The 11,951-nt window shown below is 38.7% G+C and carries 11 protein-coding genes; 7 read left to right on the forward strand and 4 right to left on the reverse strand.

Annotated features, from left to right (window positions below; all coding sequences use genetic code 11):
* Window positions 1-109: 109 nt before the first annotated feature.
* The 6 genes from IEX65_RS12740 (at window position 110) to IEX65_RS12765 (ending at window position 4,014) form a co-directional block, all read left to right on the forward strand.
* On the forward strand, window positions 110-355 hold the full coding sequence (locus IEX65_RS12740) for a hypothetical protein (RefSeq protein WP_188766463.1): 246 nt from the start codon (window positions 110-112) through the stop codon (window positions 353-355).
* 7 nt (window positions 356-362) lie between these two features.
* On the forward strand, window positions 363-890 hold the full coding sequence (locus IEX65_RS12745) for a dihydrofolate reductase family protein (RefSeq protein ID WP_188766464.1): 528 nt from the start codon (window positions 363-365) through the stop codon (window positions 888-890).
* Window positions 891-917: 27 nt separating this feature from the next.
* Window positions 918-1,655: a hypothetical protein gene (locus IEX65_RS12750; RefSeq protein WP_188766465.1), complete on the forward strand. Its 738-nt coding sequence runs from the start codon at window positions 918-920 to the stop codon at window positions 1,653-1,655.
* A gap of 92 nt (window positions 1,656-1,747) precedes the next feature.
* Window positions 1,748-2,113, forward strand: a complete 366-nt coding sequence (locus IEX65_RS12755; RefSeq protein WP_188766466.1) for an iron chaperone — start codon at window positions 1,748-1,750, stop codon at window positions 2,111-2,113.
* Between the two features lie 72 nt (window positions 2,114-2,185).
* Complete coding sequence (locus tag IEX65_RS12760; protein WP_188766467.1) at window positions 2,186-3,169, forward strand: alpha/beta fold hydrolase; 984 nt, start codon at window positions 2,186-2,188, stop codon at window positions 3,167-3,169.
* A gap of 20 nt (window positions 3,170-3,189) precedes the next feature.
* Window positions 3,190-4,014: an SGNH/GDSL hydrolase family protein gene (locus IEX65_RS12765; protein WP_188766468.1), complete on the forward strand. Its 825-nt coding sequence runs from the start codon at window positions 3,190-3,192 to the stop codon at window positions 4,012-4,014.
* Between the two features lie 63 nt (window positions 4,015-4,077).
* Here the strand turns inward: IEX65_RS12765 and IEX65_RS12770 are convergent, their stop codons facing one another.
* From IEX65_RS12770 to IEX65_RS12785, 4 genes are all read right to left on the reverse strand, one after another.
* Window positions 4,078-5,688 (reverse strand): RagB/SusD family nutrient uptake outer membrane protein, encoded by a 1,611-nt coding sequence (locus tag IEX65_RS12770; protein WP_188766469.1) that lies wholly within the window; start codon window positions 5,686-5,688, stop codon window positions 4,078-4,080.
* A 31-nt stretch (window positions 5,689-5,719) separates the two neighbouring features.
* On the reverse strand, window positions 5,720-9,091 hold the full coding sequence (locus tag IEX65_RS12775; protein ID WP_229250659.1) for a SusC/RagA family TonB-linked outer membrane protein: 3,372 nt from the start codon (window positions 9,089-9,091) through the stop codon (window positions 5,720-5,722).
* A gap of 199 nt (window positions 9,092-9,290) precedes the next feature.
* Complete coding sequence (locus IEX65_RS12780) at window positions 9,291-10,379, reverse strand: FecR family protein (RefSeq protein WP_188766470.1); 1,089 nt, start codon at window positions 10,377-10,379, stop codon at window positions 9,291-9,293.
* 256 nt (window positions 10,380-10,635) lie between these two features.
* On the reverse strand, window positions 10,636-11,301 hold the full coding sequence (locus IEX65_RS12785; RefSeq protein WP_229250661.1) for an RNA polymerase sigma factor: 666 nt from the start codon (window positions 11,299-11,301) through the stop codon (window positions 10,636-10,638).
* 213 nt (window positions 11,302-11,514) lie between these two features.
* Between IEX65_RS12785 and IEX65_RS12790 the strand changes: the two genes are divergently transcribed.
* Complete coding sequence (locus IEX65_RS12790) at window positions 11,515-11,946, forward strand: MarR family winged helix-turn-helix transcriptional regulator (protein ID WP_188766472.1); 432 nt, start codon at window positions 11,515-11,517, stop codon at window positions 11,944-11,946.
* Window positions 11,947-11,951 lie beyond the last annotated feature (5 nt).

Raw genomic sequence — 11,951 nt, forward strand, 5'->3', positions numbered from 1 at the left:
GAAGCTAATTGTATAAAAATAAGCTCTGATACATCTCTACAAAAACTTCATTTCTATCTCTTTTTACATATATTTGCTGAGTTAATTTTCTCAATCAACCCTCAGCACTATGAAAGAAAATCCTTACGCCAAACTCTCTCTCGACGAACTAAAAACCAAAGCAAAAAACCTCAAAAAAGCGACATCAATTTTCACAGGAATACTCATGGTTTTGATTTTTGCTGTGGTTTTTCTCGCAATCAGACAAGGTTTTAGTATGATGACATTAGTACCCACGGCCCTTTTGCCAATGCTAATAATTAATATTATGAGCCTAAATACCATCCAAAAAGAAATACAATCAAGAAAAAGCTAAGTTTTCGATGAACCGAAAAGTAATTTTATACATTGCCACCAGTCTCGATGGATACATTGCCAAACCCAACGATGATTTAGGATTTTTGTCAATCGTTGAGCAAGAAGGTGAAGACTATGGCTACTTCAAGTTTGTAGAATCGGTCGATACCGTAATTATGGGTCGAAAAACTTATGATTGGGTAATGACCAAAGTTTCGGAATTTCCGCACGCCGATAAACAATCATTTATTATTACTCGCACCGCTCGCCCAAGTATCGGAAATACTCATTTTTATACAGAAAATCTTGAAACACTCATCAAACAGCTAAAAGCCGAGACCGGAAAAAATATTTTCATTGATGGCGGAGCCGAAATAGTCAACGAATTGTTGAAAGCGAATCTGATTGATGAATTTATTATTTCTGTTATTCCGATTTTGGTCGGAGCAGGCACAAAACTTTTCCAAGATAATCGTCCCGAACTGCCATTAGAATTAATTTCTGCCCAATCCTTCGCCAAAGGTCTGGTGCAGCTGCATTATAAACGAATTTAATAATCAACCAAAATCCAATATTAAACCATGAAAACAGCCAATCTTTTTGTTTATCTACAAGCCCTCGGAGGAAAATTTCTCGGCCCCAACGCCTACGACAACGCCAACATTAAAGTTTCGTTTCAATACTCAGGTGGCCAGTTTGAAATTCCCTATCAAGTCATTGCCAGTACTAATGATGGCGTTATTTCGCCCACATTTACAGCAGGGAGTAGCTCGCCGATGCCGATTTTAACGCCTACGTCGGAAGCAGGACAAAATCCATCAGTCAATTATCTGACGGCCAATATCAATACAATTATGGGGCTTAGCAATACTTTTTCTCTGCCCGCATCTCCCGAATTAGCCACCTTAACCGTCAGTATTCCGACCCCATCGGGCGAAAACCTCAGTCTTTCGCAAGGAGTTTGGTTGATTCCAGAACAGCAGTTTTATAAAATCACCGTCATTGTGCCAGGGCTTTTATTAGAGCCAAATACTCCTCCGAGCAATGCCGAAATATCGGTGTTTGTAAAAATGATGTGCGGTTGTAAAGTAAGTGTCAATTTACCAACCTCTTTTTGGTCACCGAGCGATTTCATGGTTAATGCCTCAGTTACGTTCAACGATGGCACAACCCAACAATACGCCCTCAGTTTTGACAATACCAGCAACGATTCACTGTTTATTGCCGACGTACCCAATGCAAGCCAAATACAATCGATTAATTTTTATGCCCAACAAAATAGCACAGGCAATTACGGTTCGTTCAGTTACACGAAATAAATCTGTCGCAAATTCCCCCTTAAATAGTCGTTTTTGCAACAATTATTAATCACTCTTTTTCCATAATTTTGTATAAAACATTTACACAAAAGATGGAAAAGAAAACCTATCAAAACATCGACCAATATATTGCTGATTATAGCCCAGAAGTAGGCGAAATCTTGAATCAAATTCGTAGCTGTATCAAAGAAGTAGCACCCAACGCCCAAGAAACCATCAGCTATAATATGCCCGCTTTCAAGCAAGGCAAAGTGCTGGTCTATTTTGCAGCTTTCAAAAATCACATTGGTTTTTATGCCCTGCCGTCGGGCAATGTGGCTTTTCAGGAGGCACTTTCAAAATATAAAGTCGGTAAAGGTTCAATTCAGTTTCCACTGAACCAACCAATGCCTTTTGAGCTAATCAAACAGATGGTCGCTTTTAGGGTCGAAGAAGTAGAAAACGGAGCAAAGAAATAATTTTGTTCCGTTTTTATGCCATTTTTTTAGTTTTCTGAATAGCTTTGTTTTTCCAACACTATTCAATCGAAAATGAAAAAAATCGTCTTCCTATTATCTTTTATTTCGTTAAATCTTTTCGCCCAAAATGCCGTAAAAATTGCCACTATCGGTGATTTTACTACTACCAAAGGCTCAGTTATCAAAGACTGTAAAGTTGGTTATCTCACGCTCGGCACACTCAACGAAACCAAGAGCAATGTTATTCTTTTTCCTACGTATTTTTCGGGCAAAAGTACCGATATTAAAGGCTCGGCTGCTGCATGGGTTGACACCACCAAATTTTGTGTGATTCTGGTCGATGCTCTCGGCAATGGTGTTTCGTCGGCTCCTTCAAACACCGATAACTTCCCCGAAATCAGTATTCGAGACATGGTCAATTCTCAATACGCTTTACTCACCAAAAACCTTGCAATCAACCACTTATATGCCGTAATGGGCATTTCGATGGGCGGAATGCAGACCTTTGAGTGGGTAGCAGCCTACCCCGACTTCATGACCAAAGCGATTCCAATCGTTGGCACACCGAAGCAATCTTACTACGATATTTTGCTCTGGAAAACCGAATGGGACGCCATAGAAGCCGCAGGAACAGCTCCCGAAGCACGCCGAGAAGCCATGAGAAGAGTGGCAGAAGTGCATAATCTACATTTGTTTACACCGCAATATTGGAATAAATCACGCAAGGCCGATGATGCCTACAAAGCGATTCAGAAAGCGGGAGATGATTACGTGAAAGGCAACCACCCAGAAAACTGGATTGCTCAAATAAAAGCGATGCTCGGGCAGGATATTTATCAAACTTCGGGAAAAACATTGGCCGAAATACCAAACTATATCAAAGCCAAAATGCTCGTAATTGTGGCTACACAAGACCAAATGGTAAACCCAATGGCCGCTACCGAATTTGCCAAAGCACTTAATATCAGTATTGTAGAACTCACTGGCGACTGCGGACACGTGGCAACCGCTTGCGAGTCGGATAAAGTAAAAGAAGCCGTGAAAGCATTTCTATAATTTACTAAAATATTCAACCCATGAAAAAGGCACTCTTTTTAAGTTTTATACTCCTTAGTTTTTTATCATTTAAACCAAAAGAAATCACTTGGGTTGCTATTGGCGACTCGATTACGTATCTCAACGACCACCCCGAGCAGACTGGAAATCGAGTAAAAAAAGGCTATATGACGATGGTCACGGAGAAGCTTCCGTACATCAAATTTATCAATCAAGGTCATAACGGCTGGACTTCGGGCGGAATTGCCGAAAAAATCAATGAACTTGGCTTGGTTTCGGCTGATGTATATTCTGTATTTCTCGGAACGAACGATTGGTGGCGAGGTCGTCCGCTCGGCAAACTTGAAGATTATCAGAATAATACTGGCAACAATACGGTTCATGGCTCATTCAGAATCATTATTGATAAATTGAAAAGTCTCAATCCAAATGCAAAAATTATCTTGATTACGCCTCTTCAGCGTGGCGACTTTGTGTATATAGCCAATGCTAAAAACAATGCTTATGGCTCATATAAACCTAAAAATGAGCAGAATTTAGCTCAGTTTGCCGAAGCCGTGGTGAATATTGCAAAATTTGAAAATATTCCTGTCATTGACCTTTACAATAAAAGTGGGATTACGCAAAAAAACATGGTCAACTTCAAGCGATTGAAAGACCCAAAAACAGGTGAGTATAAAAACTTCAAATATCCTGATTATGTTGATGTGCCTTTCAACCCCGAAAAAGACGAATACCCCTACCCTACTGAGTCAATCAATATGACTTATGATGGCCTGCACCCTGCCGATAAAGGCAATGCAGTTATTGCCAAAATGCTCGTGAAGGTGATGAAAAAACTATAAGTTGTATAAAAAAGAAAAGAGGCTCAAATTTTCATTTGAGCCTCTTTTGCTTACTAAACTTTATCAATATCCTGGATTTTGCTTCAATGCAGGATTCAGAACTAAAGCCCCCGTAGGAATCGGGAAAATGCGTTTATTCTTGTCAGTATCTTTCTTAAAGCCCCAAGAGTTTTCATATTTGCCAAAACGAATCATATCATTGCGGTGCCAAGTTTCCATCGTAAACTCACGGCTTCTTTCTTGATAAATATCTTCAAGCGTAACATTCGTTAAAGCCGCAGAAGTAGTACGATTAGAACGTACTTGGTTTACTAAACTCGTAGCGGTCTGTGCCGAACCTCCACTTCTTAGGGTTGCTTCGGCCTTCATCAAGATAATATCTGAATATCTGAAAACAGGAATATCATTATTTTGATTTCGGCTTGTAGAAGTAGCATCAGGGTAGAATTTGATGTTTCTATAACCCATATTCCACGCAATTTCATCATTACCCAAATCGAATGTAGTTACATCCTGACGAAGTTTAATTTCTGGAGTAAGCTCAACTTGATAAGTTACCGAAGCATTACCGTCTGCACCAGTATAGAATTGGTCATAACCTTTTTTGGTAGTAGTTACAGTAAGAGGCGTTTTTCCGTCGGCCAAAAACTGTTTTCCAGTAAGCCATTGTTGGTTACGAATATCGTTCGGGTCATTAAAATACGCATAGAACTCAGGCAAAGTGCTACGTGGAGCCGAAGGCGTAAATGGTAGATTATATCTTGTACGCATCGAACGAGGTACATCATAACGAGAATGATACATAAAACCATTTGTTCCACTCATGGCAGTAGCTGCTGGGTCATAAGGAATCGCAAAAATGAACTCCTTCATTTGTGGGCCATTATCTGGGTAGAACATTTTCAGATAATTGGCACTTGATTCTACACCAAACTTGGCAGAATTTATAACGGCATCGCAAGCATCAATGCACTCTTTATTCATTGCTGTGCCTGTATAAACCTCTGCATTCAAATACATTTTTGCTAAGAGTGCATAAGCTCCCCATTTAGTAAAACGCCCGTAAGTAGCTACATTTACATCACTGCTTAGGTTCGGAATTGCTGCCTTAATTTCAGATTCTACAAACTTGAATACTTCTGCACGTGTTGAGTTTGCCTTAGGAGTAAAATCGCCGTATTTGTCATAAATTGGCACATTTCCATACAAATCCATCATCATAAAATAAGCAAAGGCACGAACCATTTTCAACTCTGATAAATTCTGAGATTTGGTGGTAGTCGATTCAGGAATCGTCGTTTCAAGAATCGAGAGAGCTTGGTTAGTAGTACCAATCACTGTCGATAACCAGTTCCAACACGAACCAGTAGCTCCGTGGTCTTTAGTCCACGAATGATAGTGCATATCAATATATCCTCGGTTATCATACCAGTTACCGCCACGAGCAGGAAGAATAGCTTCATCGGTAGTTAAGGTCTGAATAAACCAATAGTCTAAAGAGAAATTTCCTCTCAATGCCGCATAAGGCGGGCCAGAAGCCTGAACAAATTGTGCTGCTGTCTGAGGGAAAATATCAGGTGTCAACTGGGTGTTGACAGGCACTTCAATCTTATGGCAACCAAATACCAATAAGGCGATTAAAAGTGCGAATGAATTTTTAAATATATTTTTCATTTGAGTATTAAATTTTAGGTTCTGCGAAAACTTAGAATGAAACATTTAGACCAAATAAAACTGTACGAGTTTTAGGGTAGAAATTGTTTGAATCAACACCTGGGGCTAAACCACCTTGGTTGATTTCGGGGTCAATTCCAGTATATTTCGTAATCACAAAAGCATTATTTACCGAAGCATATACTCTAAGGTTGCGGATATAGTTACTTATTTTCTTGAAGTTATAGCCCAATGTAGCATTATCAAGTCTTACATAGCTGCCGCTTTCGATGAATCTCGATGAATATTTATAAGAGTTTACATCTTTGATACTTTCATCGGCTACGTCTTTCAAGATATTTGTAAACTGTGCAGTGCTTGGTCTGAACAAATCGGCACGTGTAGCATTGAAAATCTTATTACCGAATACACCACGCACAAAGAGATTCAAATCCAAATTCTTGTATGTAAGTGTGTTTGTCCAGCCTAATAATAATTTTGGTTGTGGACTACCCAAATAACGGTAATCTTTGCCAATTACAGGTGTAGTTGTTAGGCCTCCTGTGCTTGTATAATACTGCGAAACACCTGCTTCGTTTTTGCCAGCATATTCAAACGTGAAGAACTGACCAAGCGGTTGACCTGCTTTCAAGATTTGCAATGTACTTCCTGTTTGGCCACCACCTTCAGGCTGAGTCGTGCGGATTGAGTCGCCACCCGCAAACAATGGGTTTGTTAGGCTCACGATTAAGTTTTTGTTATGAGCTAAGTTCACGCCAGTTGTCCAAGTTAAGCCATTTTTGTTTTTAACAGGCGTAGCCGAAAGGCTCACTTCCACACCTTTGTTGCTCATGCTTCCGCCGTTAGCCACAATTCTACCTACTGGTACTAAAATCGGATTTACTTGATAAGAATAAATCATACCATTTGTTCTTTTGTCGTAAACCTCAATCGAACCACTCAATAAACCTTTCAACATCGTGAAATCGAGACCAAGGTTTGCAGTCGATGTTTTTTCCCAACGTAAATCAGGATTTGCTGCTTGGGTTGGGCCATAAGCGGCAGTTTGCGTACCATTATAATAATAAGTACCCAATAAGCCAGAAATAAACTGAGCCGTATAAGCATTAAAGCCTGATGAGTTACCCGTTGTACCATAGCTTACACGAAGTTTCAAATCATTGAAAAGGTTTTGGTTTTTCATGAAGTTTTCTTCATTGATACGCCAAGCAACCCCAACCGATGGGAAATAACCCCAAGAGTTGTTTTTACCAAAAACCGAACTACCATCACGACGAATTGAGCCTTGGAAAAGGTATTTGTCGTTGTAAGAGTAATTCAAACGAGCGAAGTCCGAAATCAATTTGTTTTCTTGGAAGATACCATCAGCACCAAAATTAACTCGGTATGAAGAAATAGCATAAGGGTTACTCAAAGCAAAGTTTCCGTAACCAATATTATCAACTGGGAAGTTAGTACTTGTTACTTGGAAACCATCGCCAAGTGTATTTCCTTGCCATGAATACCCAGCTACTGCATTTATATAGTGCTTGCCAATAGTTTTATTCCACGAAAGGAATGTCTCTAATACTTTACGAGTATCTTGATAAGTATTTCGCAATGCCGAGCCATTCGTACCGAAGTTAACCAATGTATGCACCGCTGGTGGCTCTGGGTTATTATAGAAATTGGCACTATTGTATTGCGAATAATAACTTGCATAAGACTGGCTATTGAGCGAGGTCGTATTCTGATACGATAGATTTAAATCATAAGAAAGATTGAATGGTAAATCTACGTGTGTATTAAATGCTCCAATCAAGTTATTGTATTTGCTATTATCTTTTGCTTGCTCAATGAGTGCCAAAGGATTGAAATAGCCAGTATTTTGCCAGTTTTCAAAGTACGTACCATCAGCATTTTTTACGGGCGAAACTGGTAAGTGATTAATCATCTGAATAAGCACGTTGTTTCGCATCGGGGTATTATCGGCATTGCTATTTGAGTTTACAACCGATAATCCAAATTTCACTTTATCATTCAAAGCATATTGCTCAATCGACATTCTGGCAATTACTCTCGTCAGATTACTCGATAATAAAATACCTTGCTTGTCGGTATAATTCAAACTTGCACTATAAGTATTATGCTCACCACCACCACTAAACGAAATATTGTGGTTTTGCGAATACGCAGCTGACTTCTGTACGGCAGCTTGCCAATCAGTATCAGCACCTTTATCATCGTTTGGCGATAAACTTTGGCCATTTTTTGTCAAAAATGCTCTCAATTCGCTGGCACTCATCATATCAAGTTTGCTCGATACTTTTTCGATACCAACATAACCGCTATAGCCTACTTGCATAGCACCTTTTTTGCCTTTTTTGGTAGTAATCATAATTACACCATTGGCAGCACGGTTTCCGTAGATTGATGTTGCGGCGGCATCTTTCAAAATATCAATCGTGGCAATATCGTCGGGAGCAATTACCGAAATATCAGCTCCAGGCACACCATCAATTACATAAAATGGACCTTGCGAACTATTGAGCGTTGAAGCTCCACGAAGAATCACAGCAGCACGTTGATTTGGGTCACCGTTCGACGAGATGTTTAATCCTGGTACTTTACCTTGTAGTAATTGACCAACATCAACGATTGCCCCACGGTTTAAATCTTCAGGTTTTACATTACTGATAGCACTCGTAAGATTCTTTTTCGATTGAGTACCATAACCAACTACTACCACTTCATTGAGTGTACTCTCGCTTTCGCTCAAAACCACATCAATTGTAGAACGGCCATTTACATTGACTTTCTGAGGTTCGTAGCCTAAAAAACTAAAAACCAATACCGAGTTTTTATCAGGCACGCTCAAAGAGTATTGTCCGTTGGCATCGGTAGTTGTTCCTCTGGTTGTTCCCTCCACCGTAATACTTACACCTACCAATGTTTCTCCTTTAGCATCTTTTACACTACCTTTTACCCCAAATTCGGCCATTATTTGGAGTTGAGTATTGTTGATTGCATCAATTTTGTTTATGTCTAAACTTCCCAAAAATGATGCTTTTGTCAATACAATATGGTTCTTTCTGAGTATCTGAAACGAAATCTTACGTGGTGTAAGGACTTTTTTCAGAATCTCTTCAAGAGTTTCGTTATTAAAATCATAAGAGAATCTCTCTTGATTAGACATGACTTCTTTGTTATAAGAGAATGTCACATCTACCTTGCTTTCGATTGTCTGAATTAGGCTTTTCAGATTCCCATTCTTTTGAGAAACCGATAAGCGTTCTTTCAGAAATTCCTGACCACTGCTATCGTGGGCGTAGCTGATGCTTATCGCAAAAATGAGCAGCATTAGCTGAGTTAGGGAGATTTTCATAATCTTGAAAATCGCTTTTTTAGTAAATAATTTTGACATACATTTGTTTGTTTTTGTTAGAGTTAAGACAAAACAAAAGCCATCCATCCAAGAAATCGAATGGTGAAGGCTTGGGGTAAAGGTGTGGCCGCATCTTTACCTCTTTAATAAAAAATCAAGGGAATTGTCGAGTAAATTAAGGGTTTTTCTTGGTCGGTTCTGTTTTTGGTTTAAATGATTAATAGGTTTAATACTTACATTATTGGCATCCTTCCGACTCGAAAACGATTTGTGCATCAACTTCTTTATAAGTTGCTCCGATAATGGTACAAATCAAATCGAGTTGTTCATACAAAGATTCATCACGAAGGCGGGTCGTGATGACACAACGAGACAAAAGTTCTTCATCAAAAATAATCTTCACACCGTACCGTCGCTCAATCACTTCCAAGATATTCGACACTGGCTGTTCATCAAAATATTCGGGAAGAGCAGTAGCGTCGTTGGTCGGGAGCGGCATGGGGGTTTCTACTAAATGCTTGCTCAGTACATCAGTTGGCCGATTATAAATTGCCTGCTGATTTGGAAGCAAAATCAAACCTTTCGATTCGGGCGTATTGAGCAAATGTTTGTTCTGACTAAAAACCGAAACCTTACCAGTTTTTACTTTCACAGTGATTTTCTTGTCATCTTCAAAGGCTCGCACCCGAAAACTCGTACCTAAAACCTTCGTTATTACCTCGTTGGCATAAACATAAAATGGTCGGCGAGGATTTTTAGCAATCTCAAAAAATGCCTCACCACTCAAAATCACCGTTCGTTTATCCGCATCAAATTGCTTCGGCACGCTTATCTTACTATTTTTTTCCAAAATCACCGAACTACCATCTTCCAAACTAATAGTTTTTGGTGTGGCTTTATCGTTGATGTATTCTACCCACAACTGTTTTTCTTCAATCGAAGAAACCAACGAATTGTACGAAACGTTTTTCGGCTCACTCAGCCAAAAATATGTTCCAATAAAACCCAAGATAAAAATCACGCTCGCTGCCCAACGGAACACCTGCGAGTGAAGTATGCGGAATTTAGGGGTATCTATTTCTGCTTCTTCTTGCATCGACTCCTTCAATTTTGCCCAAACCCTACTCTGATTAAGTTTAGTAGGTTGATTTGCCTCAAAAGCTCTAATTTCTTCAAGAAGTTGTTTGGCTTCTTGAATCATCGGTTGTTTTTCGGGGTTTTCTAAAAGGAATTTCTGCCAAAAAGAATCGTTTTGTGTATGCAAAACCCACGCAACGAAATCATCATCGTTGAGAAAGTCTTGTATATTTTTAAACTGATTAGTCATCTTTAATAAAAGCTACTACGGCTTCAATTATATAGGTGAGAAAAATTAAAAAAAGTAACCAAAAATTTATATTTTTTTTCGGCAGAAATTATCACTCAAACATAAGCCACTGATTATAAGCAAATTAATCTTACAGGAAAGTTATTTAATAATATATAGTGGCGTATCGCATACGCCCATGCTTACCACAATGCAACGTGGGCGTATGCGATACACCACTACGCTCTGTAAATTAATAGATTAACCAAATAAATTGTTACTGAAATAAACTCATAAAAATAGCCAACGAGACTACTTTCTTGAGCGAAACACGAAGAATGGCAATTGACTTTGAGAGAAGATTTTTAACTACTTGTTTGGGAGTCTGCATAATTTCGGAGGTTTCGTCGAGGCTTAGACCTTGATAAAAACGCAGATTAATTGCTTCGGCTCCACGGTTGCTCAATTTGCTTATGGCCTTTTCAATCCTCTGAGCTTTAAGCTGTGTTTCTTCGCTAACGATGATTTCTTGTTCAGACGAAATAGTGCTTAGATAATCCAAAAACTGGTTGATGTCTTCGTTTTTATCTAACATATCTTGTTTCAGGTTTCCGTGAAACTGGTTGCGTAAAGCCCTAAAAAGATAGAATTTCAAATTATCGACATCGCTCAGATATTCTCTTCTTCGCCAAAGCTCAATAAATACATCATGAATGGCATCTTCTACGAGTGTAGTATCAGTACTTAGGCGGAGTCCGTAAGAGCCTAAAATCTTAAAATATCGGTTATACAACTGCTCAAACGCCTTGGCATCTCCTTGTTTGAAAGATTGCCAAAGTAATTGTTCGTCGGTATTTGAATATTTACTTTTCAAGATTTTGTTTACCTTTTCGTAGCAAATGTAGCTAAAAAAATGATTCTCAAAAACTTTGTTATGAGCCAAAACCCCCATTTTTGCCCTAATACCCTTTGCAAACGTTTGCGTTTGTTTTCTTGAATCATAAAAAATTTATTGGCCCTTGTTTTTCTGTACTTTTCAAAGTTTTAGCATAATTGTTTCTACATAATGTGAATAATTACAGATTTTTTCAGTGACTATTGAAACTTTTTTCGTTATCAATTAGTTGACTTATCAACTATATCAAAATCAACGTTTATGGAATTAGATAAAGATTCATTGCAATTTATATTTGGTAGTACTATTCGAGCCTTGCATAAAGCCACGGCTTTAGCGTTTGAAAACGGTGGTTTAGAGCTTTCGCCTGAGCAATTTCATTTATTGAAAATTATTTCTTCAAAAGAAGATTCAATACAAACCGAATTAGCCGAAATTCTACAACTCGATAAATCGGGAATTATGCGTCATATTGACCAAATGGAGGCAAAAGGTTTTGTACAACGCATCAATGATGCCAACGACCGACGTAAAAAATATATCGTACTTACTGAACTTGGTAGCAGTAAATTAGATGAATGCAAGGCGATTTTAGATAAAATGAGCGATTCGATACTTAAAGGAATATCAGATGCCGAGTTATTGATTTTCAAGCAAGTCTTATCGAAACTTAAAGAAAACGCCGAAAGATAATTTTT

Source organism: Emticicia aquatilis (assembly GCF_014644295.1).
In the GTDB taxonomy this organism is placed as follows: Bacteria; Bacteroidota; Bacteroidia; order Cytophagales; family Spirosomataceae; genus Emticicia; species Emticicia aquatilis.